This window comes from Mesorhizobium sp. M5C.F.Ca.ET.164.01.1.1, assembly GCF_004792125.1.
Lineage (GTDB): Bacteria > Pseudomonadota > Alphaproteobacteria > Rhizobiales > Rhizobiaceae > Mesorhizobium > Mesorhizobium wenxiniae.
In genome coordinates, this window is record NZ_SRTG01000010.1 from 22,488 (window position 1) to 49,113 (window position 26,626).

18 protein-coding genes and 4 pseudogenes are annotated in these 26,626 nt (G+C 59.7%); 3 read left to right on the plus strand and 19 right to left on the minus strand.

Translation table 11 applies throughout. The features are described from left to right. Positions 1-253: 253 nt before the first annotated feature. The 4 genes and pseudogenes from EN807_RS29815 to EN807_RS29830 form a co-directional block, all read right to left on the minus strand. Positions 254-1,033 (minus strand): annotated as a pseudogene (locus EN807_RS29815) (phytanoyl-CoA dioxygenase family protein). A gap of 201 nt (positions 1,034-1,234) precedes the next feature. After that, positions 1,235-2,539 (minus strand): lysine N(6)-hydroxylase/L-ornithine N(5)-oxygenase family protein, encoded by a 1,305-nt coding sequence (locus EN807_RS29820; protein ID WP_128248490.1) that lies wholly within the window; start codon positions 2,537-2,539, stop codon positions 1,235-1,237. A gap of 187 nt (positions 2,540-2,726) precedes the next feature. Beyond that, on the minus strand, positions 2,727-3,740 hold the full coding sequence (locus EN807_RS36880) for a hypothetical protein (RefSeq protein ID WP_246684437.1): 1,014 nt from the start codon (positions 3,738-3,740) through the stop codon (positions 2,727-2,729). 59 nt (positions 3,741-3,799) lie between these two features. After that, positions 3,800-4,642, minus strand: coding sequence for a radical SAM/SPASM domain-containing protein (locus tag EN807_RS29830; protein ID WP_246684438.1), 843 nt, complete (start codon positions 4,640-4,642; stop codon positions 3,800-3,802). 1,153 nt (positions 4,643-5,795) lie between these two features. Here EN807_RS29830 and pyrE point away from each other — a divergent pair. Continuing rightward, positions 5,796-6,392 carry an orotate phosphoribosyltransferase gene (gene pyrE, locus EN807_RS29835; protein ID WP_128176655.1) on the plus strand — a complete coding sequence of 199 codons (597 nt, stop codon included), beginning with the start codon at positions 5,796-5,798 and terminating at the stop codon, positions 6,390-6,392. 464 nt (positions 6,393-6,856) lie between these two features. Here the strand turns inward: pyrE and EN807_RS29845 are convergent. The 14 genes and pseudogenes from EN807_RS29845 to nifH form a co-directional block, all read right to left on the minus strand. Continuing rightward, positions 6,857-8,135: pseudogene (locus EN807_RS29845) on the minus strand (NAD(P)/FAD-dependent oxidoreductase). Positions 8,136-8,740: 605 nt separating this feature from the next. Continuing rightward, a pseudogene (locus EN807_RS29850) lies at positions 8,741-9,005 on the minus strand (oligopeptide/dipeptide ABC transporter ATP-binding protein); the annotation flags it as partial. 106 nt (positions 9,006-9,111) lie between these two features. Continuing rightward, a complete protein-coding gene (locus EN807_RS29855; RefSeq protein WP_127209743.1) occupies positions 9,112-9,456 on the minus strand; it encodes a hypothetical protein in 345 nt (114 codons plus the stop codon). Between the two features lie 1,079 nt (positions 9,457-10,535). Next, positions 10,536-10,874, minus strand: coding sequence for a metalloregulator ArsR/SmtB family transcription factor (locus EN807_RS29860; RefSeq protein WP_127209745.1), 339 nt, complete (start codon positions 10,872-10,874; stop codon positions 10,536-10,538). A 612-nt stretch (positions 10,875-11,486) separates the two neighbouring features. Then, positions 11,487-11,666 (minus strand): hypothetical protein, encoded by a 180-nt coding sequence (locus EN807_RS35810; protein ID WP_128176662.1) that lies wholly within the window; start codon positions 11,664-11,666, stop codon positions 11,487-11,489. A gap of 20 nt (positions 11,667-11,686) precedes the next feature. Next, a complete protein-coding gene (locus EN807_RS29870; protein ID WP_135937755.1) occupies positions 11,687-12,571 on the minus strand; it encodes a universal stress protein in 885 nt (294 codons plus the stop codon). A gap of 99 nt (positions 12,572-12,670) precedes the next feature. Beyond that, positions 12,671-13,375: a response regulator transcription factor gene (locus EN807_RS29875; protein WP_246684439.1), complete on the minus strand. Its 705-nt coding sequence runs from the start codon at positions 13,373-13,375 to the stop codon at positions 12,671-12,673. Positions 13,376-13,486: 111 nt separating this feature from the next. After that, positions 13,487-13,966, minus strand: a complete 480-nt coding sequence (locus tag EN807_RS29880) for a NifX-associated nitrogen fixation protein (protein WP_135937756.1) — start codon at positions 13,964-13,966, stop codon at positions 13,487-13,489. A gap of 20 nt (positions 13,967-13,986) precedes the next feature. Then, entirely contained in the window at positions 13,987-14,481 is a 495-nt protein-coding gene (nifX, locus tag EN807_RS29885) for a nitrogen fixation protein NifX (RefSeq protein ID WP_189522622.1), read from the minus strand. Beyond that, positions 14,447-15,829, minus strand: a complete 1,383-nt coding sequence (nifN, locus tag EN807_RS29890) for a nitrogenase iron-molybdenum cofactor biosynthesis protein NifN (protein WP_135937758.1) — start codon at positions 15,827-15,829, stop codon at positions 14,447-14,449. The genes nifX and nifN overlap by 35 nt, the downstream gene beginning before the upstream one ends. Then, positions 15,826-17,328: a nitrogenase iron-molybdenum cofactor biosynthesis protein NifE gene (gene nifE, locus EN807_RS29895; protein ID WP_135937759.1), complete on the minus strand. Its 1,503-nt coding sequence runs from the start codon at positions 17,326-17,328 to the stop codon at positions 15,826-15,828. The genes nifN and nifE overlap by 4 nt, the downstream gene beginning before the upstream one ends. A gap of 63 nt (positions 17,329-17,391) precedes the next feature. Next, complete coding sequence (gene nifK / locus EN807_RS29900) at positions 17,392-18,933, minus strand: nitrogenase molybdenum-iron protein subunit beta (protein WP_135937760.1); 1,542 nt, start codon at positions 18,931-18,933, stop codon at positions 17,392-17,394. A 135-nt stretch (positions 18,934-19,068) separates the two neighbouring features. Continuing rightward, positions 19,069-20,571 (minus strand): nitrogenase molybdenum-iron protein alpha chain, encoded by a 1,503-nt coding sequence (gene nifD / locus EN807_RS29905; protein WP_127211487.1) that lies wholly within the window; start codon positions 20,569-20,571, stop codon positions 19,069-19,071. Positions 20,572-20,663: 92 nt separating this feature from the next. Beyond that, the gene (nifH, locus tag EN807_RS29910; RefSeq protein ID WP_127211486.1) at positions 20,664-21,557 is read right to left on the minus strand and encodes a nitrogenase iron protein; all 894 of its coding nucleotides are present in this window, start codon (positions 21,555-21,557) and stop codon (positions 20,664-20,666) included. Between the two features lie 1,148 nt (positions 21,558-22,705). Here nifH and EN807_RS29915 point away from each other — a divergent pair. Beyond that, positions 22,706-23,924, plus strand: a pseudogene (locus tag EN807_RS29915) (MFS transporter). A gap of 466 nt (positions 23,925-24,390) precedes the next feature. Beyond that, positions 24,391-25,146, plus strand: coding sequence for a hypothetical protein (locus tag EN807_RS36885; protein WP_246684440.1), 756 nt, complete (start codon positions 24,391-24,393; stop codon positions 25,144-25,146). Here the strand turns inward: EN807_RS36885 and EN807_RS29920 are convergent. Continuing rightward, entirely contained in the window at positions 25,141-25,947 is an 807-nt protein-coding gene (locus EN807_RS29920) for a heparan-alpha-glucosaminide N-acetyltransferase domain-containing protein (RefSeq protein WP_210240003.1), read from the minus strand. The genes EN807_RS36885 and EN807_RS29920 overlap by 6 nt on opposite strands. Positions 25,948-26,626 lie beyond the last annotated feature (679 nt).

Consider the following 26,626-nt stretch of genomic DNA (forward strand, 5'->3'; position numbering starts at 1 on the left):
GGCGGTAGCTCGACCCGTTGGCGGCCCCGGCCAGAATAATCCGGCTCTGAACCCAGGGGGCCGACGACGGGTGCGCCAGTAGGGCTGTACGCGTCACAGAAGACCACCCGGCGACCACCTCACAATCGACATGCCCAAGCGTCGTAACGGGCTGCGGGTGATGCTCAATTAGCCGGCAATCAGAACCCATGCTCCCGCGCATTTTTTTGCGGTCGATCAGTTCCGTGTGCATGCCTCGTTTGGCACCGTGAGCTCAATCACGATAGAAAATTCCATTTGGGGGCTTGAGTTTGTTGAGATCGGCCACTTTGCCCTCGGGAGGGTTGAGGGCGCGCTTAAGCACGTTATATTCAGCGCGGGTCGGTCCACCGGTTGAAGCACGCTGGAACACCAAGTAGAGTGTCCGCCGCGAACGATTGCTTTTGTTCGGTTTTGAGTAATGTGGTGCGTAATCGTCGAAGATGAAGATGTCGCCAGCCTTCCATACTACGGGTTCTCAGGAAAACATTTCGGCGACTTCAGGATCGATCACCCCGCCGGCATCCATGGGAAATACCCCCTTTTTGTGGTTGCCGGCGCTGAAGAAAAGCCCGCCGTTGTCCGGGTCGGAGTCGTCAATGCCAATCGCAACGACCGCATGGACCATCCGGTCGGGCAGTCTGTGTGGAATGTGGTAAATGTCCTGATGCGGGCGATAGCCGCCGCTGTCGGGATAGTGGAAAATCAGCAACTCCTTGAGCCTGCGCGACTCTTCGCCAAGCAAATCCTCGACCGCAGACTGTATGCGCCGATCTTCTAGGAGCAAACGACGCAATGGATCATGGAAGTCCAGAAAATTCTCGACCTTAGAGGTGATCTTTCGATTGTCCGTCGTTTTCTCGAACCACATGAGCCATTTATCATCGCTGACATCCCAGCGTGATACATCTTCAACAAAGCTGGAGATGCGTTCCAGAGCTCCGGGATCGAAGAACCTTTCGAGCCTGACATATCCGTCTTTCTGCCACTTTTCTCTTTGTGCATCAGTCAACATGCGAAAAGCCTCCTGTTGGAAAGACTGGTTGGTCGAACATTCCGGTTAGGGCAATCGGGCGCTGGTCAGGTTGTGGGTCGACGGAAACAGTACTCCACGGCATATCGGACGACGCTAAGTGCGTCTCGCTCTCCGGCCTCCGTTGCAGTGAAGGCGGAATCATTCCTTGGATGCCACCGCCAATGATCAGTAGTCGGCCGGTCATATCCCGCTGCCCATTTCTTCTGCGACGGTGTCGGACCAGCTCTCGACAGAGGAAGGGCTGATGAAGCCGGGATGCTCGGGGTTGGCGCGCGGCGCGCGCCCCAGAAGGCTGTCGAGGATGCGACGCGCTCGCCAGGCCAGCAGGCTTAGATTCGGATCAGCCAGCCCACGCTGTCCTAGGCTCGCGTTCTGTACGAAGATGCGTCTGTCACGCGGTCCGTCCCAGCACACCGAAAAATCTTCGCGAATAGCCAATTCGTTGTCGATCTTTTCCAGCCGGTCCGCCATCGGTTCCAAGAAGCCTGGCACCGCGTTCTCGTAACCGGTGGCCAGGATGACGATGTCGGCCGTGACTTCTTCGACCTCCTCCATGCCGTGCTGCAGGGTGAGTCTGTGGCCCGCGCCGGCGTTGATGCAGTGCGAGACGGTGCAGCCCGGCCGCAGTTTGATTTCGCATCGGTTTGGCTCTAGAAACGCGTGGCGGTATAGCGCCTGATAGATCGCGCGCAACGTGCTTTCCGAAATGCCGTCCGAAGCAAGCACGAAACGCCGCAGGAACAGCTTGCGCTGCGACTCGCTCATTGCCGCGAAACGATCCGAGAAGCAGGGCATGAACAACTCGTTTGTGAACGGGCTGTTGTCGATCGGCAGGTAGTTTTCGCGCTGCGAAACCCAAGTGATCGATCGAGGCCGCCGGCCTTTCGTCCGCCCAACAAGGTGCAACAGCACCTCGGCTCCGGACTGTCCCCCACCGACCACGCAGACATGCTTTTTGTGCACCTCAGGATGAATGTGCAGCAATTCAGATGAGTGGAACAGGTTGCGTCCAGTCCAGCCCTGAAACTGAGGCGGAATATGCGCCTGCTTGCCAATACCGACCACGACGTTTCTGGAGCCGAGAACCGCGTTATCGGTGTGCACCCGAAACTCGCCGTCAAAGCGGATTTCGCGCACCGCTTCGCCGCCGCGGACAAGCGGGTTCCTGTGGAAGGCCCAGTTCAGGTATTGCTCGAACTCAGTTCTGAGCACAGCCTCGAACTGTGCATTCAGGAAGTGGTACAGACGCCCGTTCTCGTGCAAGTAGTTTACGAAAGTGTAGGCTGATCGCGGATTCACCAGCGTGACCAGATCCTTGAAGTGGCTGACCTGGAGCTCCGAGGAATCGAATGCGCTGCCTGGGTGCCAGCGGAAGTCGACTTGCCGATCCAAGAACAGGGCCCCTTGCCCAATTTGCTCGTGTATCTGACACGCAAGACTCAAATTAGACGGCCCAGCACCCACTCCAATGCAAGAGAGCTCCACTTATCTTGCTCCTATAGGTGCTTCCAAATTAGGCTACGTTCGCGGGGAATATCGGCATGGCCATAGGCTTCACGCTCCACCCGGGCATTCTCGACTTCGGTGCCGCTGGATTTGCTAGATTTTGTCCCCGCTTTCGTGTGGTCGGTTGTGAAGCCCATGGATCCCAGCCAAGTGATGAGATCGACACTCATTTCGGCGACTTGTGGGGCGTGGGCGGGATCGACGTATCTCCGCCCGCTTCCATGGTCGCGTCTCTTTCAGCGAGATGCTTTCCAACCTTATTCCGTGTTTTAATCGGGCGCAGTCGCCTGCCTCCAACACGATGCGCCGACCTTTGACCGGCTTGGGGATCAGCGAGGGCGCAGTCTCGAATGCGGCGACAGCATTTTTCCGTGAGCCTGACCATAGGAGGACATCCGCTGATGTGTTCGGAAGATGCCCTGCATCGAACGTGCCAGACGGAAATTATCATGAAAGCAATGGTTAGCGGGTTTGTGATCCTGTCGGGTATCCGACAATGAGGGGCGAAACATTGCGCCGGCGGCCGATTTGCGCGTCGCCGTCCTCTTGCCGATAGTCGATAAAAATAGGGCAGCTCCGCATCGGAATTTTCTCTTAGGACGGCCAGCAACCCAGGTTTATGGACTGTGGCGCGGAAAGAGGCTCTTGCCACCTTCTCTCGGCGCGAATCTGAAACGACGACTTCGGAAGCCAGGGCCTCCAGTAGGTCTCTCCCGTCTTCTTGCGGAAGATGGAGGCGAGATCCGGATACTTCTTCACATCCCTTGAGACGCAGAATCCAGCTAAAGACGGTCACACAGCTATGTGAGGCCGTGTGCCCCAGCACCACAAGCCTGACAGTGCTCGCGACCGGCGAGACCCATTCGGTCCGCAGCTTTGTCGAGGCTGCCTTCAGGCCTTCAGGCGGGTCGGGAAGGAGATATTCTGGGAAGGCGAAGGTGTTGACGAGTTGGGCCGCGAACGCAGGAATAACCAGGCGCTGATCCAAATAGACGAACGTTGTTTCGGGCCGATCGGGGTTGACCTGCTGATCGGTGATGCCTCCAAGGCGGCCATCAAGCTCGATTGGAAGCCGACGACCACTTTCGATGAGCTCGCCTCGTAAATGATCGAGGGCAACTCCCGCGCGTACGGGATCACGCTCGCGTGACGCGAAAAACGCAATGATTTCGCCGGACATTTGCAGTCCAAAGCAGCATTCGCCGGCCCGCCTCTCTCAGGGGGGCGACCGGCACCCAGTCAACACCCGGTCGTTCGGATCGGCAAATTCACACATCCTACAGAGCAGAAACCATCCGCTCCGTTCATGCGATCGACGATTTCGCAAAAAACTGGGCTTTTAAAGAGATCGCCGTATTCGTCGCATAGAAGGTTGCCCAGTACGTGACGCCGCTCAAAATCCATGGAGCAGAGAGTAACCTCGCCGTTTGGAAGGAGAACATTCCGATACTGTCGTTCGTCCACGCATATCAGCGCTCCAACGACTGGCTGCCGTGGTTTTACAATCTTAGGATCTACGCTTCCACCCCTGCTGCTCACCGGTCGCGCGCGAATTAGGGCTTCGGCAGGGATAATGTCCGCGATATCGGGATGGGCCTCGCCCAAAACCACGAATCGAATTGATGGGATGTCGGCGTCGACGAGTTGACCAACCAAATCGCGATACTTGTCTCCGACAAGGTGGCTATTCATGTAAGCGCCATCATCAAAAACATGAACCACGAATACCCCCAACCGCAGCGCCTGCAAGCGTTGTAGATCCCGCCCCTTCATTCCCACAAGCGTCGTGAAAATCCTGATGCCGTGGCCTTTGGCGGAAGCGTGCTCGACCATTTCGGTGCAATCCGGATTGAGCCATGGCTCAGAATACCCCGCAAAACTAATGTCGACGGAGGTTGGTACGCGCGCCAGACAGCGCTTGAAATCTCCAAGACTAAGATGCTTCGTATCAGATAATTTTCTTTGCCGGTCAGCGAACTTGTCCTGCGGACAATATGAACATCCCACGATGCATCCTGTGGTCGTCGTTATCTCTAAAACTCTGCCGGCTGGGATAGCAGAGCGCAGTTCCGGTAAAATCATTCGTTAGGACTCCCACTCGTCTGATCATGCATAAGGTCCAGCATGGTGTCTTTGGCTTCATGACACCGGCGGTCAGTACGTTCCGAATGAACCCAGCCATCTCCGCCTGGGCAGCAGTCAACAGCCGGCTTCCTCAATCTGCCGAGCGAACTATCAACGAACTTTGGGCGCATCGGCGCGGCAGGGCGGCGCAACCGCAATGTCGCGTGTCAGCCATTGCCAAAGGTGTAGCCGTGACCATTGAGCGGGCGCGCCGCCGAGATGGCGTAGCAGACACTATTGCCGCATCTCCAGCAAAGGCCGTGCCGGCGCTTAGCCGCAACAATTGCATGAATAAGCTTCGAGAATCCTCAAGGCGGCCGTTGTTTTGGACCAGACATGTTTTGTCGCTGTTCAGCTTTTGGACATGCATCACTTATCGTCAAACGCTCGAGGACAGAGTTGGCTGTCTCCCCTGCGGTAATGTTGGCGTCGGCTCATCATCTAGCATTATTTCAGTGCCGGCTGTGTGCGCGGAAGATCTACACGACCTGACCGCCGCGTGCAGCGATTGCCTGCCGGCTCATAGCTGATCTTTTCTCCTGAAGCCGGCGATGAGGCCAGGCCGTCGAGTGCGTGCTGCCGGATGCTGCGTATGCTGTTTCGCTAGACGGCGGATACCGCGCCACCTCCATATTTTCGCGATAGAGGTTTGGTGGCGTCGCAGGCCTTCCTGCTACACCCCTTGTTGGCACGGTGGATTTACGCGCCGGCCCGCATCGCGACGGGTACCATGGGCTACAAGCACCGCCGACCTCGCGAGGGCGGCCGAAACGCTCACCTCATGCGCAACCTGGTTAAGAAGCTGGCGCAAACGGGGCCGAGCGAGGCGGAACTCGAGCGGACCAAGATGAACGCTCAGAGACGGCCCTCGTCGAGAAAACCCGTGTCTGGCCGAGACGGGCAAGGGCCGGTAGCCAAGGCTACCAAGCCGTAGCGAAGCCCGTGATCACGCTTTAGGCAACGAATAACGATAATGGAAAAATCTGCGCGAAACGGTCGCACCGGTATTGACATTAATTGACACACCCCGCGAACACTTGCATAAGCCACATAGCGGTAGTGACTAGGTGCATGCCGCACCCAATTTTTTCCTAGGGGCGAGGTCTGATCTATGGCGGCACTGGCGAAATTCAGACCAGTTGATTCCGGCCAACACGACAAGGACGAACTCCGCGAGATTGTCCGTGAGCGCTCTTTTCGATTCGGACGCTACACGCTCTCGTCGGGCGTAGAGAGCGACATCTATTTCAATATGAAGCCTACCATGATGGTGGCGCGAGGCGCGCAACTTGCCGCTCTTGAGTTCCTAAAAATAGCTGAGCAAGTGAAAGCAGAGTACGTCGGCGGCCTTGAAATGGGAGCGGTCCCCGTAATCGGATCGATGGCGGCCGTCAGCTCGGTGATGAACAAACCCATAAACACGATCTTCGTTCGCAAGGCTTCAAAGCCCCATGGCACAAGGGACGTAATTGAAGGTCTTGGGCCTAAAGAAGATCTCGAGGGAAAAGTGGTCCTGATCGTTGACGACGTTGCCACAAGCGGCAAGTCGATATTGAAGGCGATTGAAGAGGTTCGCCGCGTCGGCGGCATTGTGGGTGACGCTGCTTGCCTTGTGGACCGTGACGAGGGAGCAACGGCGCTGCTAGCCCAACATGGCGTCACGCTGCACTCCGTACTGCATGCGAGCGAATTTGTGGAACGCCACTGACAATCTCATACAACGTCTTTCCGGCGACCTAGCCTTAGAGGACATTCCGCCGCTTTGCAGCGAGTGCAGGCGCCTCGCGAGTGAGAGCGATTGCCCTTGCCCATCCTCCCTGCTTTTGGTGCAACATATGCTCGCTGCCGTTCACCAGCGGCTTGACGCCGTTGACTACCTCTCAGAGCAAGGCGCCATAAGACTGAAGGCTTTCACCGATTATCTGGCGGCGGTCGTTCGAATAGCTTCAGAGAGCGGCGACGCGGCACCCTGGATTGATCTAGCAACCCGGTTTAGCGCTCTTTTCGGTCCCGACGAGGTTGCCCATTAACGCTTATCGCTTTTTTCGTGGAACGAGCAGCCTCGTCGGCAATGCGTCATCGATCGCCAGCGGCGTGCCGGCGCATGGACCGAGGATGCGGGCAGATGGATGCTCGCGGCAGTGACCATTCCACACCGCGGGCCGGGCAGGATCAGGTCAGGCATCCACGGGGCTGGCCCTTCGCGGCAGCATGGTAGGCCAGATATTTTCGCTTCATCGAACCACGGTCGGCCACGTGTTTGGCATCATGCCAGACGCCCCAATGAAGCTGGATCCTCTTTGCGACTGCCAAGGTAAACCCAGGAAATAGAGCCCGGGCTCGCTCGAGACGCCACGGGGGTGCCTTGGCCGGCCCTTCTCGTCGAAGGCGTCGACCTTCAGCCAGCTGTAGTCGACAGCAAAGCCTGTCGCCCAGACGATCGCCGCTATCCCGGCCTCGGACAGGTCGAGCTCGCGGATCGGATTGGTCACGCATTCCGGATCCGGGTGGATCCGACGGGCCGCGGGCTCTTCCGAGAGGTCGAGACGGTCGCGAGCGACATAGGCGTCGGCTTCATCCAGCAACGACATCAAGCTTGCGTCGCCACGGGCAATGTTTTTCGCCAGATCGGGCGCGAAGCTCATCACGCCGTCCTGGTACGTGCTTGTCATACCGAGGAGCGTAAGCCCCTGCGCGGCCAGACGACGGAAATCGATCGTCTCGCCGCCGCGCGCGCCGCTCACCGCGACTGTGACGTGTTCGGTGCCGGATCCCGGGGTCTCGGCGTCCCACTTGCCGAGGACGCCCAGCCACCAGCAGACGTCGCGCCCGCGATAGGCCCGCGGCGGGCGATCGTGAGGGCCCACCGAAAGGTAGACGCGCTTGCCAGCGCGCTGGAGTCGTCCGCGATCTGCACACCCGAGGATCCCGCGCCGACCACCAGCACCGCGCCTTTCGGCAGTTGCTCAGGGTTGCGGTACGCGCTGGAATGGATTTGCAGCATGCCCGCATCCCCAGGGACGACGGGCGGAATGACGGGGATCTGGAAAGGTCCGGTCGCGGCGACGATGCTGTTGGTTTCGACCACGCCGTCCGACGTCTCGACGCGGAATCCGGGCCGCCCGACATTTCTTTGCCCGAGCTTGACCTCCACGCCGCAGCGGATCGGCGCATTGATTTGCTTTGCATAAGCGACAAAATAGTCGGCGACCTCCTCCTTGGAGGCAAAGTCATCGGGACCGGTCCGCGGAAACTCCATGCCCGGGAACCTGTCATGCCAGGCCAGGCCATTGGCAACGAGGGAGTCCCACCGCTGCGAGCGCCAGCGTTCGGCAATCCGGCCGCGTTCAAGAATTAGATGAGGCACCCCGCACTTGCTCAGGTGCTCGCTCATAGCCACTCCCGCTTGGCCGCCGCCAACGACAAGCGTCTCCACTTTTTCAAGAGTCATATTTGCGTCCTGTTCTTCCTACCCAGTTCTCTGCGAATGCGGCGGCGGTCTGATTCTCGATACTAAATGGACCCAAATGCGAAAATCAGCATTTCCTGTGCCAAGGGTTAGCCTACCCTAATGCTCGGAGGGATTGCCGACGATGTGCAACGGGACGGGATGTCCCGGATCAGCACCATTGGAGAAAAGTGATCGAACGGCTGTCTGAATTTTTTTGCCGTTCCCCCTCAATCCTTTGTTCCTGGCGTCGGCGTGCGTTGCCGACGCCGTTGTCTTCGGCGCCAAGCCGCCTTCCGGCGATCCTTACCCAAGAAGATCCCGTGGGGGCCTTCGGGAAATTCGTCTCGGTCATTGGTTTGGTTGAAAGGGGCCCCTGCCGGTGAGGAGGGGCAACGGCAGGGCGCCTAGCCATGTCGACCTAATCTAACAGCGATGGAGGCTGCAGAGACGTCGACACGGCCGCACAGCGGCTCCGCACACACGGCCGCGAATTGATCCTATCCCGATCCCGCCTCTCTCACTCCGCCTCCTCTTCGGGCTAAGGCTTGAGTTTGATGACCGGCTCAATCACTGCGAAGACCGCGTCCGGCTTTCGGATGGGCGGACGGCGGAACCTCGCGCTCACAAATTCCTCTGGGAACCAGATTCTTGCGCGGACAGCGCGTCTGGAAGGGGCAGCCGCTCGGCGGACCCCTCGCCGGGGAAATGTCGCCTTCGAGCACAATGTGGTTTCTTGACGACACAGGTGTCGGGAATCGGGATGGCCGGGAAAAGTGCCTCGGTATAGGGGTGGTACGGCGGCGAGAATATCTGGTCTGTGGTGCCCTGCTCGACGATGTGGCCGAGATACATGACCACCTCACGGTTGGAGGTTCGGCATGTCGAATGTTCAGATGATTGGCCCCCCAGTGGGGCCGCCGCAGTGCAGCTGGTTTCTTGCGGTCAACCAGCTTCCGAAACCTTCGGCAACGAGCGTTCACGATGTTAGCTTGGGTTCTAATGGATCGACCGGATCGCCGATTGCGGAGGCGACGACCAATCTTGGACCCGGGAGAGCGATCACGGATCCTGCGGCGAGAAGGCATGGGACGAACTCTCCGGTGACAATGGCCGCGACGAACCGCGCATTTTTGGGAGGGACAATGACAAGCTCTGCGGATCCGGCGCAGATGTTCTCTACGCTGGAAGCAGCAAGGATTATCTGACCGCGGGCGTTGACACACGGCTCCAGGATCGCATGAGCGGCTTCGACCCGAGGTTCGGGTGGAAGCCGCACATCATCGCTCTCGTCGATATCGAACGAGATACCTTCATCTTTCATACGGTGGGGTTCTATGAAACGGTTTTGGCCGAACTTCGTCGACAACGCCAGCCTAGTGTCCGGCTATCCGGCGAGCTGGTTTTACAACGGCAAGGCCACCCTTGGACCAGGTATTGCCGAAAGTTGTGGGTGTGCCACCGCTCAGGTCTGCACGCGGGTTGGGGCGACCGAGGCACCAAGGCTGCGCCCGATGAAAGGATCGGCGCCGCGCCGACGGGCTGCTTCGACATAGAGCAGGCGTAGCGGTCGAAGCCGGGCCGGGTGGATCGCAGAACTGACTGCCGTAATCGATGTCCTCAGTAACGATAGCACCGCCTGGCAGGAGCCGGTCCCATGCCCGTTCGAGAAGTCGCTCAGGTCTGCAAGATGCGTGAGCACGAAGCGGCGTAAACCAGCGCGGCTTTGTCTGCCGGCCAGGGATGGAGTTTGTCCGCGTCTGCCGATCCCTCGCGCAGCGGCATCTTCGCGCCAGCACTAGCTTGCTTTCGTCGAGGTCAATGCCGACGACGCGGCCATTAGTCCCGCCCCCGGCGCCAACTCGATGCTTACATTCCGCCCGCGCAGCCGGCGTCGATCACAGTGGAACCCGAAAGCGGCTTGAACCGATCGAGCAGCGATTGCGTTGAAGCCGCCAGCACGCGCGAAATGACGGTAAGGCGCGCCCGCCCTACTGCCGGCTTTGATGATGTGGGAGTGGGGGTCCCTTACTGCCATCGCATAGCGGCCTCTGTGATTCATGATTGACGGCGCCTCTCGGGCACGAAGCGACTTTAATGGAAGCGTTTGCGGAGTATCCGAAACGGAGAGGTCACCACACCGCGCCGATCGCTCCGGTACGATGGACATTTGAACCGCGAAAAAGCGGCTCGATCGTGACATTGTTCTGGGATGCCTCCGACTTGGGGCAGCCACGAAACCACGTCGGAACGTTCGCCCGGACCAGACAGTCGTCGCTGCGCGGTTTTAAACTAAGAATCGTTAGCGACCCAGCCAGTTCTTGCATGCATGTCGTTACCCAAAACCGCTTTGCTCCCTCGGGTCAGGCCCAAGGGCAGGCTTTGGGCGACATGCGCTGGCCGTCAAGTGCCGGAGCGACGCGGGCGGTATGCCATCTGCCATAGCTCCCCCTCGCCGAAAATCCCGTCCAGCATGTTGAGAAGTTCGCGTACGGCATCGGATTTGCTGGAATAGTATCTCATCTGCCGGTCGCGCCGGGTCTCGACGAGATCGAGCGCCCGCAGTTTGGCCAGATGCTGTGACAGGGCCGATTGGCTGAGCAGAACCTTCTCGGCGAGAGCGCCGACCGACATTTCACCCTCAGCAAGATAGTTCATGATCAACAGTCGTTTCTCGTTGCCCATCAGCGCCAGAAACGCAGCCGCTGATTCGGCATTGGCGATTAGCTTTTTCGAGACCATCGATCCCCCATACTTTCCTGCTCATCGGACGCTATGGGGGGCAATAGCGTCTGTTTTCCATAGACCTCACTCGCGAAAGTGCGCTGGCAATTCAACGCTACCGGGAATAGGTCCGATAACGACTGTCCACCGTAGGGCCTTCGCCTCGGGCGTGCCGGACAGCCGCGCACCACTGCGCACCCCAACCATGCCGGCGTGGCCGGAGACCAGACGCGTTTGCCCTCCAGCGAGATCATTTCACTTTAATTCGAGCGTGATTCTGTAGGCCCGACGATCGGCCTCGACCATTTGACGAGCTCATCGAAAGTGTTCTTTGGCTTCCAACCGAGCTTGGTGGCCGCCTTAGCAGGCGTCGCCAATCGGTAGGTCCAGTCGGACTGAAATAACCGCTTGTCTATCCGGATCAGCGCATGGTTACTCCTGCGTTAGCGGCCTAGCTCATCAATGCTTTCCCCCTTCCAGACGATCTCCCTCCCGACACGCCGCAAGGCAAGCCTCGACAAAGCTGCGGACCGAATGCGTCTCGCGGTCGCAAGCACAATCGTCAGGCTCGTGGTGCTGCAGGATGCGCCAGGAAAGTGAGCGACTAAATTGAGTGGTGTACCTTGGGCATCAGAAGAACTGGGAGGACTCCGTTCCACCTTCCGCCTTGCGCATGACTGGAGAGATTTCCGGTGGGCGTCGCCTCCCGAGCAACGCTTTTTCATGTACGTTATTCTCCGTAAAATCGATTGTTTCGATGGAGCGCATCCACGGTATGAATGCGGGCATCGCCGTACCCTCGAACAGCATCGGTGCGGCTCCGCAACCAGTCAGCGAGCCAAAAACAGCGGCAATGTGGGCTTCTCGAAAATCCACCTCGTGACGCCGCCAAACAGCCGCTCACGCAGCCGACGGCTGCCGTAAGCGCCCATTACTATCATTTCGGCAGACGTGTCGATTGCGTGCTGCGCAAGCACCGTGGCAGCCGATTTGCCGGCACTTGGCAGTAGGTCAATCGACACCCGAGCACCGTGCCGAGTGAGATAGGCAGCGATGTCGGCTCCAGGCTCCGTGCCGTTCGCGTTGTACGCCTTCGGATCGACCAGGGCGACACAAACCTCCTGAGCAGCGCAAAGGAGACCGAGAGCTTCCCGAACCGCACGGCTCGCCTCCAGTCGTGAATCCCAACCGACCAGGACGCGCCTTGGCCACAGCGTCGGCTCAGCGCCGTCCGGCACAATAAGCACCGGCTTTCCCGTATCGAATAAGCTGCCGTTGATGACGAGAGGTCCGACAATACTGTCGTTGAGAAGTGCGGGGCCGACAATTGTCAGGTCGGCGCAGAGCGCCCGCTGTCGCACAACCTCACCTACGCGGGTCGCATCGCAATAATCCGTATCGACGTCATAGGAAAGGCACATGGCCCTCAGCAGTTTCTGGATATCCTGAGAGCGTTTTTCCTGTCTGGCCACGTCCTGTGTGAATCTGTCGATTTGCCGAAACCGATTGTTCAATTTGGCAATTGCCTGTGAACTTCCTACATGCCACTCGGGGACACAATCTCCAATCGGCAGAGGTGACATAACGAGCATCTGAGGCGGTGTAATCAGTACGGAAAGGTGCGCGCCGACTTCGACACATAAGGTGGCAGCAGTTCTGACGTCCTGATCGGAATGGTCAGCATCGGTCACACAGAGTACGCTTTTAAAGCCCATTTGCCTGCTTCTTCTGAGTATTCGTTTAGGGGCGTTTCAGGCCGCAAGACCGGCTCACAGCGCAAGGGAAAGGGAGTGGCGCCACACCCGGCACTTGGTTCAGCCGTCCGGCTTCTCGAGCGAATAGCCGGCCGACCTGACGGTACGAATGACGCTGCCGGGCGAAGCTGTCTTCAGGGCTTTTCTGATCCGGCTGATATGGACATCGACCGTGCGTGCACCGACATGGATGTTGGCCGGCCAGGCCGCTCCGATAAGCTCGTCCCGGCTAAAGACCTTCCCGGGAGCTTCAATCAGAAGCCGCAGCACGTTGAACTCGATGGGTCCGAGGTGGATGTCGTGGCCATTGCCGCGAACCCGGTGGGCGTCGAGCTTCATCTCGAGGCCGCCGCAGGTGAGCCAGCCGCCGTTTTCAAGACCATTTGCACCCCGCTTCGTCAGCGCCAGTCTCGCCCGTAGACAGTCGAGCAGCTTGGCCGGGGCGATCGGCCGCACAAAGCTCTCGTCAATGCCAGCCTTCAGGAGATCGAGGTGCTGGTTCTCGGCGCCGGGCGCGATCAGGGCAATAATGGGCAGCCCGCCGGTCCGGGGCTGCCGCTTGAGCCGGGCGCAGATAGGGGACCCGGTTATGCTCGCTGGCCCGCAGTCCAGCACCACGGCACGGAATTCCCGTTCGTCGGCCAATGCAAGCGCTTCCTTAGCGCCGCCTGCCGGCTCAGTGGCAAAGCCGTCCACCTCGAGTATGTGGCTGAGGAACAGATAGAACTCGGCATCTTGCGAGCAGATCAGGACGAGTGGCTTCATCAGCGCTACCCCAAGAGCCCATCACCGGCCTGGTCCGCCTCGGCCTGCGTGGGCTGGCTATCGCGCTCGCTCAAGACCTGTCATGCCCCCTTTGCTCGACACCTGCTCCCATCACGCGCGCGCTACCTCGGGATAGGTTTCGATGGCTGCGATTGCGTCGCCGACCAGTTTCGTGCCGGCCTCGGCGAGCTTGCGGAGCGTCTCGAAGCCGAACCGGTGGACGTCGCGCAGCGTCTTCGACAGAGCGACCAACCGCCCCGCCGTGAAAAGCACGCGCCCAAAGCCTTCATGGCTCAGCTCTATCATCGGCGACGCCATCAGGCCGCAGCGCTCCTCGATCGCAAGCCCAACGGCGGTGTAAAACATATCAAGTCTCCACAGCACGTCCGGATCGGGATCGCCGATGATTGGGATTGCACGGCGCTGTTCCTTAGTGATGATGAAGGCGGCCAGCAGCTCGGCGTCCGCTTTGCCTTCCCACCCCCCGTAGGAATCCTGAGCACGGATCAGCCGTACGAGGCATTTGAGGAACGGGTTGGCAAGTGCCACCTCGTCCTCAGCGACAGCAGGGCTAACCGCAGGGCCAGACATTTCGCCTTCTCCTCTTTCAGTCACTCGTCCTCGAAGGACCGTTTCTTCTCCGCGACGCCTGCCTCAGCCAGCACCTTGCGCAACCAGGGGGGAGGACTCGTCCTGAGCATCATCTGCGTGCGCAACAGCACCTCTTGGATGCTCTGAGGCTGCCGCACCTTGATCGGATGAATTTTTGCCGAAACAAGCTTGGCTGCCGAAGGTCCGCCGATCGCCAGGCAAAACAGGAGGTGGCAGCCCTTCAGCGCTTCCACCTTCGGTGTGATACGGTCATCGCCCCCGGTCCGATGTTTCCCCCTTTCGTCGGAAACGTCGTCGAAGGCCACGGCTTCCACGAGTTTCCACTTTTCGCGCGTCACATCGTAGATGACAAAGCGCCTGGCCGACCCGAAATGCGCGTTGAGTTCCCTCATGTCTTGGGTTGCGATTGCCACGCGCAAAGCGCCTGCTCGTCGTTCACGCATCGGACCATGAACCTCGTCAGTGACGAGTGAGAGGCGACGCACGGGGAGCACCCGGCGTTTCGCGCTTGCGGAATGGATCAAGTTCCTGAGGCGTCGGCGCATGCCGGTTGGCTTGGAGCATGTTGGCAACCTCGAAAACCAGATCACGGGTCCCTTGATAGAGGATTGAGAGCTTGTGCTGGCTGCCGAGCCGGTCGAAGACGGGGAAGCCGACGCGCATGAGGGGAATGCCAAGTCGTTGCGACGCTTGGCGTCCATGTGAATGCGTGACCAGAAGATCAGCGCCGCCGGCAAGCGCTTCCAAATCGCCGAGATCGCCGATCTGAATCGACTCCGCCGGTACCTCTTGCAGAATTTGCGACATATCGGTCGTCGTGACTGCCGCCGCGATTTCCGACCCCATATCCACGAAGAAGGTTGCGAATTGATAGAGTTGGTCTGGTTCAGCAGCGATCGCAATTTTCTTGCCTCCGAAATGGAAATGTCCGTCCAGCAACGCATCCTGCAATTGCGCCCGTCGACGGCACACGCCTGTCGGCACAGGCTCGCCAGAAATCCCTGACAGCAGGGAAAAGAACTGATCGGCGCTCTTCAATCCGGTCAGCGTCTCGAAGAGCACGTAAGGGACGCCGGTCACCTTATGCAGAACCTCGGCCGGGCGGCGCATATGCTCGCCGATGGCGATGCAGTGCTCGACCGCGCCGAGCTCGCGGATGTCCTCGACGCTCGTCCCTCCATAGGTAGTCGTCACCCAGTGATCGGGCACAGTGCCGTCGAGCGAGCCTGAGACGTCCGGCAAAATCACCGGTTGCAGCCCAAAGCCTTCAACCATCTCACGCAAATGCTCGACGTCAGCCACGGTGAGATTCCAGCCGGGCAGGATCGCGATCGTCTTTGACTGCCGCGCCCGCTCGCCTGGCCGTGTAATGCCTTCGATCATCGCGGTGACAGCGGTAGCCCAGCCCTCTTCGAGGGCGCCGCTGAAATCCGGCGTGTTGGCCAGCACGATCTCAGTACCCGCGAGTTCTTCCGCCCGTTTCAGCCTGATGTCGGCGATGTCGCCTGCGGAATCCTCGCCACGGGTTTCCACCAGGGCCGTCGTGCAGACCCCGATCAGCTTTGGCTTCGTGCGAGTCTTGAGATTCATGATCGCCTCTTCCAGATTGTCCGCCCCGCCGAGGATGGTCGCCACTTCATCCATCGCGGTGGTCTGTAGGGAGATCGTTTCCTTGAAATGCCGCACTAAGAGCACGAGCGCGAAGCTGGTGCAGCCCTGGCTGCCGTGGAGCAGCGGCACTGCGCCCTCGACTCCGAGGAATGCCAGGGCGGCACCCAGCGGCTGTGATGATTTCAGTGGGTTTACCGAGGCTGATTTGGTCTGGGAAAGGATGCGGGTCATCGAATTTCCTCAACACCAGCCGAAATCGTCGGCATCGTGCCCGCGAATTCCTGGACAGCGCGCATTGTCGTCGTGTCATTCTTGGTGCTCGGCAATTCGTCCTTCCCATTGGGCTGGCAATCCCACGGGGGCCGCTCGCGCACCTGGCACCAGATCGGGTTGTGAATGGCGAGGTCGATCTGGCGTACGAGTTCCACCATGCCGTCATAACCGGCGTAAGGGTGTTGGCGCTCCTGGTTGATGTCGAGCCAGGGCGTCTTGGCCTTGAGCGCGACGAATTGCGTGCGCCCACCCGACAGCAAGATATCGGCCTTGCCTTCTGAGAGCATGGCGTAAAGGTCGCGCGCTGCCATCTGCTCGAACATGTGGTTGTCGTCCTTTAGGATCTGTTTGATCCGCTCCTTGTCTTCGACCGTGGATTTCTTGACCGAGGTGCCCACGATCTCCATGCCGATCTCCATCAGCGCATGGACGACCGACCAGGACTTCACACCGCCCGTGTTGAGCAGCACGCGCTTGCCTTGCAGCCCCCGCCGGTAGGCTTCGAGCTTTTTCCATGCCACCGCCTCCTGCTCGACGATCAGCGTCTCTGTGCGGTCTAGGATCTCCGGATCGGCGCCCTTCCTCACCAGCAGCTGAGCAATGCTTCGGAGTGCTTGCGACGTGTCCGAGATGCCGTAGAAGGAGCCCTCAAAGAAAGGGATGTCCCAGCGCTCGTCCATCTTGCGGGCCAGATTAATGAGGGCCGTCGAGCACACCACCATAGCCGCCCGGGCGCGGTGCGCGGAAGCAACGTCGAGATAGCGCGCGTCGCCCGGAATGCAGGCGCGCACCCGGATCCCGAGCCGATCAAGGAGCGGCTTTATCAGCCAGAATTCGCCGGAAAGGTTGAACTCTCCAAGGACGTTGATGTCGTACGGCCCGGTGTCGTCGGGTTCCACCGTGCCGATGACGTGGTCGAGCAACGCCTCGGCGGCGAGCTTGTTGCCAAGGTTCTTGGAGCCGGCCAGTCCCGGCGCATTGACCGGAACCACGGCCAAGCCGAATTTTTCGGCGGCGCGTTTGCAGACGGCCTCGATATCGTCGCCGATGAGCGCCGTCACGCAGGTCGAATAGACGAAGACCGCCGGCGGCGCATAAGTTTCCTTGATTTCGCGGATCGCCTTGAAGAGCTTCCGCTCGCCCTGCCCCATCACCACGTCGAGTTCGGTAAGGTCGGTCGTGAAGCTTGTGCGCCACAAGGTTGGCCCGGACGAAGCTGCACCGCGGTTGTCCCAGGAATTGCCTTCGCAGGCGAGCGGCGCATGGACCAGGTGCGCAACGTCAGTGATCGGCTGCAGGACGATCTTGGCCCCGTCGAAGGCGCAACCGCCCGCTGCCGCTCCCGGCGTCAGCGGCCGTGCGCAGCCTTCCTTACGCGCCTTAGCATCCTTGCCACGGTTCTTATCGCAGGCGGGCTCGTCGAAAACGTCCTGGATCTTGGCACTTAGCGAGGTCATTGGGTCAGTCCCCAAAGTCCATTCGGCAATGAACGGACCTGGGCGAATAGCCGGCAGTGTCTTCTAGCGGGTGAGGTCATAAGAATAGTCCGTCACACCCGTCTGGCTCGTCTCGCGATCGAGCTTGTCGAAGATCTTGTCGAGGATCGTCGTCAGCACGCGTAACCCGCCCTGGTAGCCCATGAGCGCAAAGCGATGGTGGTGGTGCCGGTCGAAGATTGGAAACGTCAGCCGGACCAGCGGCGTGCCGGTGTCGCGCTCCAGATACTTGCCATAGGAATTGCCGATCAGCAGGTCCACTGGCTCGGTGAAGAGCAGCGACCGCATCGCCCAAAGGTCCTTGCCCGGCCAGACCTGAGCGTCCTTGCCGAAGGGCGACGATGCAAGCAATTCCTTCAACTCGGCTTCCCACGCCGAGGTGCCGTTGGTGGCGAGGCAATGTGTCGGCTCGCCGCCGGTTTCCATGACGAAGCGGGCCATGGCGTACACGAAATCCGGATCGCCGTAGATCGCGTATTTCTTCCCGTGCAGCCAGGACTGGCTGTCCGCCATGGCATCAACCAGTCGGCCGCGCTCCAGGCGGATTGCCTCGGGGATTTCCTTCCCGGAAAGGGCCGAGACCTTCATCAGGAATTCGTCAGTCGCCTGGACGCCGAGCGGATAATGGAACGAAGCCGTGGCCTGCCCGACTTGCTGGCAGTAGTCCAGGGTTTTTCGGGTGTTGTAGTGCTGCAGTGAAAGCGTCGCCTCGGCGTCGAGTGCTCCCTTCACCTCTTCGATCTTCGTGCCACCGTCATACATGCGGTATTCCCCGTCCGATGGCGTGTCGAACTGGTCAGACGCGTCCTGGATGAAGGTGTAGGACACGCCCATCACATCGAGCAGGCGTTTGAGTTCCCGGTTGTTGCCAACGCAGAAGCCGTCGAAGCCCGGAATGACGTTGATGGTTCCCTTGGCTTCCGTGCGCTGCTGGCCTTTCCAGAAGTGCTCCAGAATGCCTTTGAGCATGCCGTCATAGCCATCGACATGGCTACCGACGAAGGCCGGCGTGTGGGCAAAGGGCACGTCAAAATCGCGCGGGACCGAATTTTCGTCCTTGGCGTTCTCGATGAAGCTGTGCAGGTCGTCGCCGATGACTTCCGCCATACAAGTCGTCGAGACTGCGATCATCTTCGGGTCGTAAAGTTGGTAGGTGTTGGCGAGCCCGTCTACCAGGTTCTTCAGGCCGCCGAATACCGCCGCGTCCTCGGTCATCGAGGAGGAAACCGCCGAAGCAGGCTCCTTGAAATGGCGCGACAGGTGCGAGCGGTAGTAGGCTACGCAGCCCTGGCTGCCGTGGACGAAGGACATGGTCCGCTCGAAGCCCGCGGCCGCGAACACCGCGCCGAGCGGCTGGCAGGCCTTGGCGGGATTTATCACAAGCGCTTCTCGGGCGAGGTTCTTTTCGCGGTATTCCCAGGTCTTGGTGAATTCGCCTTGATCGGTAACGATCTGATCCGGGTGCGGACATTCGAAATTCAGCTTCTTCTCGGCAAGCATCTGCCTGTATTCCGGCTCGCGGAACAGGGGAGCGTGGTCGAGAATCTCTTCAGCCGACTGCGGCATTGGTGTTACCTCTTTTACATCTGGCCGCGCCATACGGCAGCTCAGGTACGTCGAGACGTTTGCGGTTTCCCGAGGCTCACAAGCCGCGGGGGTTCATCGTCTCTCTGGGGGGAGAATAGGCCAGGGGACGGGCGTCTATTCGGCAGCTATCGCCTGCCCATGGGGCGGGCTTTCTTTCCAAGGCGCCTGGTAGAGGCCCCAGACCGGATTGTTGATGGCAAGATCCACGTCGCGCGCGAAAATGGCAAAGCCGTCATAGCCGTGATAAGGTCCCGAATAGTCCCACGAGTGCATCTGGCGGAACGGAATGCCCATCTTCTGCACCGGGTATTTTTCCTTGATGCCAGAGCCAACGAGGTTGGGGCGAACTCCCTCGATGAACTTCTCCAACTCGTAGCCGGTAACGTCGTCATAAATCAGTGTGCCGTTCTTTACGTAATGGCCGGTGCGCTGATAGTCGTCGTTATGGGCGAACTCGTAGCCGGTGCCGACAATGACCATGCCGAGGTCCTCGTAAGCTGTGATGACGTGACGGGGGCGCAGGCCGCCGACGTAGAGCATGACGGTGTTGCCTTCGAGGCGCGGTCGGTACTTGGAGATGACCGCGTCAACAAGCGGTCTGTACTTGGCGATGACCTTCTCGGCCTTCTCCTCGATTTCCGGCCCGAAATGCTTGGCGATGTTGCGGAGGGAAGCTTCGATCTGGGACGGTCCGAAGAAATTGTACTCCATCCAGGCGACGCCATACTTTTCCTCCATGTGCCGGCAGATGTAGTTCATCGACCGGTAGCAGTGGATGAGATTGAGCTTAGCCTTTGGTGCGCGCTCGATCTCGGCGAGTGTGGCGTCGCCCGACCAGTTGCCGACCACGCGCAATCCTATCTCCTCAAGCAAGATGCGCGAGGCCCAGGCGTCGCCGCCAATATTGTAGTCGCCGATCACGTTCACGTCATAGGCACCAGCCTCGAACTCGACGTCCTTCTTGTCGAAGACCCAGTCGCGGATCGAGTCATTGGCGATGTGGTGGCCGAGTGATTGCGAAACGCCGCGGAAGCCCTCGCAGCGCACTGGCACGATAGTCTTTTCGTGCTCCTTGGCCTTTTTGCGAGAAACTGCCTCGGTGTCATCGCCAATGAGACCAATCGGGCATTCGGATTGCACGGTGATGCCCTTGTTCAACGGAAACAGTACCTCGATCTCATCGATGATCTGTTCCAGTTTCTTGTCGCCGCCGAAGACAATGTCCTTCTCCTGGAAATCGGAGGTGAACTGCATTGTCCCGAACGTGTCGATGCCCGTTGTGCCGACGTAGTAGTTGCGGCGCTGTGACCAGGAATATTGGCCGCAACCGACGGGCCCGTGCGAGATATGGACCATGTCCTTGACTGGGCCCCAAACCACGCCCTTTGAGCCGGCATAGGCGCAGCCGCGTATGGTCATCACACCAGGAATGGACTTGATGTTCGATTTGACGTCGCATTCGGAAATGACTTCACTTTCCTCGCCAGCCTCGTCTCCGCTCTTTGCGACGCTGAGATGCTTTTTGCGGCGCTTCGCCGCTTTGTCGGGATATTGCGATAGTACATCCTCAATAAGCTTCGCATGGAGAGCACCATCATTCTCGTATTCCAGGCTCATGGGACCCCTTTCAAGGTGTCTGGTGACGCCTCACCGACGAGGCGCCGTTTTTTGCAAGGCGCGCCAACTCAAGGAGGCGCCCAATATCGTCGTTACTGGGCGGCCGCCTTCGCCGCTTCCTTGGCCTGAAGCTCGGCAAGCATCTGCTCGTCGGTCTTCATGATGCCGAAGTCGAGGAGCATTTCCTCGAGCTCCTCCATGGTGATCGGTGTCGGGATGGTGCCCTGGCCCGAATTGGCATGGATCTTTTCGGCCAGCGCGCGATACTCGCCGGCCTGCTTGGAGTCGGGCGCATATTGGATCACTGACATCTTTCTGAGTTCGGCGTGCTGGACGATGTTGTCGCGCGGCACGAAGTGGATGAGCTTGGAATTGAGCCTGGAAGCCAGTGCTTCGGCCAGGTCGAGCTCACGGTCGGTCTGACGCTCGTTGCAGATCAGTCCGCCGAGCCGCACGCCGCCCGAATGGGCATATTTCAGGATGCCCTTGGCGATGTTGTTGGCGGCATAGAGCGCCATCATCTCCCCGGACATGACGATGTAGATTTCCTGCGCCTTGCCCTCGCGGATCGGCATCGCGAAACCGCCGCACACCACGTCCCCGAGCACGTCGTAGGAGACATAGTCGACATCGTCATAGGCGCCGTTCTCCTCAAGGAAGTTGATCGAGGTGATAACGCCGCGACCGGCGCAGCCAACACCCGGCTCCGGGCCGCCGGATTCCACGCATTTGATGCCTCTATAGCCAACCTTGAGCACGTCCTGGAGCTCGAGGTCTTCGACCGAACCTTCCTGTGCCGCGAGATGCAGGACCGTATCCTGAGCCTTCGAGTTCAGGATCAGGCGGGTGGAGTCGGCTTTGGGGTCGCAGCCGACGATGAGGATTCTCTGCCCGAGGTCGACAAGGGCGGCGAGCGTATTTTGGGAGGTGGTGGACTTGCCGATGCCGCCCTTGCCGTAAAAGGCGATCTGACGCAGACCTGACATTATAGCTTTCCTTCCTTCGTTCCATCCGTCACGGCTGCCCGCGACATGAATGCCGATGGGCAGCTCTTGCCGCCTCACACCGAAGGGTCTCAAGACCCGTGCCAACTTGACCGATTGATAGCCAACAAGAATTTTTGTCTTTTCTCTTCCGCGAGTTAGCTTGAGCTCTAACAAGTGCTTGCTGCCAGAATAGGTGATTGTCGGAACAAGCCGTGTAGCGGACCCGACAATGCCCGACACAAAGCGTCGGATAGCGATCCTCGAGGCCGCTACGGCTGACTAATGGGGCAGCGCCGAGGCGACTTGGTAGGGAAACGGCTACAGGGGAATCGGCCCTGCAGTCCGTGCAGCAGCTGGTATCCATCTGAGCGGTAGATTAAACACGGGCCGCCACCGAACGGCGTCGAAAGAATGTGCCGCTATTTGCATGAGCGCTAATTGAGGAGTCGGTTACCCTTCACATCCGCTGTCGGCACTATTTCGGGTTGAGCAATGGCTCGCGGAGCTGGTGTGCTCCGGCTACGGCCGCGGTGCCTCGCAGCCCCAGCGCCTTAGCAACGCTACCGGTCATTTGCGAGAAGTAGCCCTGCTCCAAAGGATCCACGACACTACTCTGGCCAGCGATCGATTTGCGGCGGCTTCCACGGTAGGACGCTGAATATAGCGCCCTCATCAACGAACGACTTTGCGGAGCCGATCCCGCCCTGGAGGGCGCGCGTCGCATTGGAATGGCTGGAGCGGGTTCTCGCCGACACGACCCAGGCTAAGGTGCGGGTGACCTGAACGAGGGGAGTGGGGCGACCCTGACCTCCCGCCGCTTTGCCGCAGAGGCGTTTGAGGACACCCTGCCTGTTCCCGCCGCCGTACATCAGACGTCGGTGCTCGGTAGCTGCTTTGCGCGTGCCTGGTTCGAGACCGACCGGCGAAGTCGGATGGATTAGCCTGATGGGATGCCTCCGACGATGACATCCTCATCCGGCTCGGAGTAACCGGCACCAATGTTGCACGCCGCACTATTACAACGTGTCGGGCAGCGATGAACATTCATCTTCGTGCAACGCCGCCGGCAACGGCGGCCCCTCTGTCTTTAACGCGGGTCAACGCAGCCAACCCATGTTGCAGGGCACCCAAACTGGCGGGGCTTATTCATGACCGGATCCGCGACAGGCTTCATGGGTGCTGTTCAGCACGACCCAGAAAAGCCGGATCAACGGTCTCGTCCCGCATGGGGTGCGGTCATTTCGCTTGCCTTGGGCACCTTCGGGCTGGTGACGGCAGAGTTTCTGCCTGCCAGCGTGCTGACGCCGCTCGCGCATGATCTCGGTATCACAGAGGGCGCCGCTGGACAGACGATGACAGCGACGGCGATTGCTGCGGCGATCTCGGCGCCGACGATGGCCATCATCACAAAGCGCCTGGACCGCAGGATCGTCCTGTGTGCGATGATGCTGCTTCAGATCCTGTCCAACCTTCTGGCGGAAGTCGCGTGGTCGCTTCCGGTCTTCCTGGCGGCACGTGTCGTGCTCGGCATTGCGCTCGGAGGCTTCTGGTCGATTTCGGCATCGCTGGCGATGCGGCTCGTTCCAAATCACCTTCTGCCGCGCGCCATGTCAATCATCCTCACCGGCGTTTCGGTCGCTGTCGTATGCGCGCCTCCAATCGGCGCCTATGTCGGCGACATCTGGGGATGGCGAACGCCCTTCATGATCACTGCGGTCGTCAATGCCATTACACTGCTGGTGCAACTCGTAACGATGCCTCCGGTTGAAATGGCTGGATTGCCGAAGTCTGCTAGATGTGGCCAAAAAGCCGACCATCAAGGTCGCCCTTTTAGTCATAGTCCTGGTCGCTTCTGGGCACTTCGCCAGCTTCACCTATATCCGGGCCTTCCTCGAGAAGGTTCCCGCGTTGAATATCGAGATGATCTCGCTACTGTTGCTCGTTTCTGGCATAGGCGGCTTCTTCGGCAATTTAGCCGGCGCATTCCTGGCCCCACACAGCCTCAAGGCAGTCGCGGCCCTGCCATCCCTGCTCATGGCGATAGCCGCTATCTCGTTGCTGATGCTGGGACCATCGGCCTGGGCCTGGGCGATTGCGATTGTCATATGGAGCTTTGCCTTCGGCGCGGTACCGGTGGGGCTACAGACGTGGACGGTGCTGCGCGCTGTTCCCGAGCAGGCCGAAAGCGCCGGTGTGCTAATGACCTCAACGTTCCAGGTTGCCATCGCAGCCGGCGCGATTTTTGGCGGACTGCTTGTGAAAAATGCCGGCGTCACGAGTGTCCTTGCCTACAGCGCGGGTGCCACGTTCCTCGCCGCCCTCACAGTGTTCCTACTCGGCCCGAAACGCGCAAACCTGATCTCCTGACGGGGGCCTTCAGCTCAGCGCTGATTCTACAGGGAGCGGGCCGGGCGGAGTTGGTCAGGTTACGCATCCCGGGCGAGCTCGGATCGCGCTTGGCAGCTGATGGGTGACCGGGCGCCGTTCTTGGAGCGTCGACTTGTTCTAGTCTCGATTGGAAATCCCGCCCCGAGAAACGCCGGGCCGGCCACCCGCCACCATCAACGTGCGTAGTCGCTGAGAGGGCGGCATTCCCGACAGTACGCCTGCATCACCCGAAAGTTTTCCAACCCGCGATGTGCCGCGAGTGCTGAAGACCAAGGAATTCGACGGCCCTGAGGGAAAAAGCGCACGCAAAATGCGCGTCGCCCGCCGGAACGAACTTACGGCGCCTCAGCTCTCTGTCAGCTCGTTCGAGTACCTCTCCTCGAGAGCGATCTAATAAGGTCAAACTCATGTCGAAAGACTTCCGCCAAAGAAGGGAACGAATGCCATGTACGGATCGGATCGGTGGCTCATCCGCAAGCTCAGCCAAGCTAATGACGCGGGTGCGGTCAAAGGACAGCGACGGCTTTGGCAAGCACTTGCGCACATGGCGCAGCCTGATCTCAATGCGAGTTCGTCTTCAGCGTCGGCACGGCCGTGCTCGCTAGTTTCACAGCCTCCCATCGTGGAGATCGACAGGTCTGCGTTCGGACGGAAAGTAAGGGACTTTATGGCGATGAAATCAAATACATCGCCGCCAGAGTACTCGGATTTCGTGTCCTCAAAAGCCGCGCGAACGGCAATGGTCGCAAGGCTCGGCGGTGGCACCCAGGATGATACCGACGAAGCGCGACATTGTATTATCAGCTATGTCGGACCTCGGTCAGGCGCTTTCTTTGGCGAGCGTCACTGCGATCCGGAGGTCGGGGGCGACGTGGGGCTCAGGGGAGTGACGCGCCAGATTTGCGATCCTACCCACCAGCGCTTCCATCGGTCCTCGCTGGAAGAAGCGCAGCCAAAGCACCGCAAAAGCGCTTACAACCACGATAAAGCCAAGGAGCGCGGACAGCGAGTGAGGTTCTCCGAGCAGGTAGATTCCCTGAAAGTGCAGGAGATAGGCCGTAAAGGCATCGAGCCTACCGCGACTATTGGCGAGACCAGCTTTCGCACAAGCGGGAGCGCTTCCATAGCGAGCGAGCAAGCCGCCAAGACGAACATTGCGCAACCGGTGCTGCCAAGGATCCAGAACGTCGGGTCGCTATGAGGTGAGGCATGCCATAGCCAACTCGCTTTGAGAGCGTGCAGGTGCTGCCACCAGAAGTCGGGAGCCAGGCCAAGTTCCTGCAAATCGGCCATCGGCGCTTACACCAGGCAGCAAATGCAGCGCGAGCGAGAATCCCCCAAAGCCTAACACGGCCAGCGCGACGCCAGCTAGACCAAGGCACCAATGCATTGCGCGCTTGCGAAGGTCAAAGCGCGCAATGGCCATGCCTGCGATCAAAAAAGGAACCCAGGTCAACGCGGGATAGTCGCCGCTGACCAAGAGCTTGAACACCTCGGGGGCCGAGCTCTCGGAGCCAAACATTGGGAGAAGCAGGAAGCGCACTTGCGGGAGAACCAATGCTGTCGCCGCGGCGAGCAAACCGAGTTGCTGTGCGCTGAGCCGATAGAGCGGCAGGACCAACATGAAGCAGACCCCGTAGTATGCCAGGATGGGCTCGTACGCCACATCGAGGTATTTCAGGGTTGAGCCAAGGGCGAGCAGAATAAGGGCACGAACTGCGACTTTGGCAATGGCCTGTCTACTGGCTACCCCCGATTTCGGCGCGTTGCGGCCGGTAATCAAGATGAGCGAAAAACCCGTTAACACGGCAAACAGGACGGACGAGCGCCCATAGGCGAATTCCATCACACGCCCGACCAGTCCTTCGCCGCTGTCGGGACCGACATGCACGGCAAACATGCCGAAGACAGCCAAGCCGCGAGCAAGGTCGATGCTGACCGGCCGAGCTGCAGCCCACCCATCTCGCAACCCATTGTGGAGGGTGCGGTGCGGCCGTGCCATGGTGGGTTCCTTCCATCTGTCTATCGCGGGACCCGCGACAGGAGGGCCGGTCGGCTGCTGCCGTCGTCTCGCCCCGAAGGGAGCAAAGCTCGTGCCAATCTGGCAGTCGAGCCGGCGACAGAAATTTGTGTTTTGTTTCAAGGCTATAGCCTACGGAAACCACAGACTTGGGTCGCCGAGCCGCCTGCCAGGCAAAGCGATCGATATCGGTCACAGCAGAATCCTCTGCGGGTCGAGTTGAGCGGGAGATCAATGCGCTCCTGCATCGAGCGTCGTTGCGGCGCCGCCGATCTCCCTCGAATTGCGGACGTCCCACCGATAAGATCATCGGAGCAATTTGCGTGCCCGGTTGGCGCTCCGTTGCGTTCCACCGCTTCCCGCTAACCAGCGGCTTGGCGACCTTTCGGTCGGTTGCGACAATTCTTGTCGAGTTTCCGACACGAGAGGTTTCGATAGAGACGCTCGGCGAGACTAATTGGAACGCCAAGCATGTAAAAATCGTATCCGATTCGAATTCGATCCTCATCGACTCTGGACCAGGGCGATCCCCGATGCCCACGGCTTGCTGCCCCGGGCCTGCGTTGGCGTTAGTCGCACAAAAACACGCCGGGGCAGACACTATGCAGTTGCTGCAGTGCCCGCCGGTGTGCGGTATTGCATCGGCTTGCGCTGTCTGGTC

Bases quoted from the DNA above. Each gene is read 5' to 3' on its own strand.
- EN807_RS36880 (WP_246684437.1), bottom strand. From the start codon at position 3,740: ATGTCCGGCGAAATCATTGCGTTTTTCGCGTCACGCGAGCGTGATCCC.
- EN807_RS29875 (WP_246684439.1), bottom strand. From the start codon at position 13,375: ATGAAGCCACTCGTCCTGATCTGCTCGCAAGATGCCGAGTTCTATCTG.
- pyrE (WP_128176655.1), top strand. From the start codon at position 5,796: ATGGCGGCACTGGCGAAATTCAGACCAGTTGATTCCGGCCAACACGAC.
- nifH (WP_127211486.1), bottom strand. From the start codon at position 21,557: ATGTCAGGTCTGCGTCAGATCGCCTTTTACGGCAAGGGCGGCATCGGC.
- EN807_RS35810 (WP_128176662.1), bottom strand. From the start codon at position 11,666: ATGCTGTTCGAGGGTACGGCGATGCCCGCATTCATACCGTGGATGCGC.
- EN807_RS29920 (WP_210240003.1), bottom strand. From the start codon at position 25,947: ATGGCACGGCCGCACCGCACCCTCCACAATGGGTTGCGAGATGGGTGG.
- EN807_RS29855 (WP_127209743.1), bottom strand. From the start codon at position 9,456: ATGAAAGATGAAGGTATCTCGTTCGATATCGACGAGAGCGATGATGTG.
- nifE (WP_135937759.1), bottom strand. From the start codon at position 17,328: ATGACCTCGCTAAGTGCCAAGATCCAGGACGTTTTCGACGAGCCCGCC.
- nifD (WP_127211487.1), bottom strand. From the start codon at position 20,571: ATGAGCCTGGAATACGAGAATGATGGTGCTCTCCATGCGAAGCTTATT.
- nifN (WP_135937758.1), bottom strand. From the start codon at position 15,829: ATGACCCGCATCCTTTCCCAGACCAAATCAGCCTCGGTAAACCCACTG.
- EN807_RS29860 (WP_127209745.1), bottom strand. From the start codon at position 10,874: ATGGTCTCGAAAAAGCTAATCGCCAATGCCGAATCAGCGGCTGCGTTT.
- EN807_RS29880 (WP_135937756.1), bottom strand. From the start codon at position 13,966: ATGTCTGGCCCTGCGGTTAGCCCTGCTGTCGCTGAGGACGAGGTGGCA.
- EN807_RS29870 (WP_135937755.1), bottom strand. From the start codon at position 12,571: ATGGGCTTTAAAAGCGTACTCTGTGTGACCGATGCTGACCATTCCGAT.
- EN807_RS36885 (WP_246684440.1), top strand. From the start codon at position 24,391: ATGTACGGATCGGATCGGTGGCTCATCCGCAAGCTCAGCCAAGCTAAT.
- nifK (WP_135937760.1), bottom strand. From the start codon at position 18,933: ATGCCGCAGTCGGCTGAAGAGATTCTCGACCACGCTCCCCTGTTCCGC.
- EN807_RS29830 (WP_246684438.1), bottom strand. From the start codon at position 4,642: ATGATTTTACCGGAACTGCGCTCTGCTATCCCAGCCGGCAGAGTTTTA.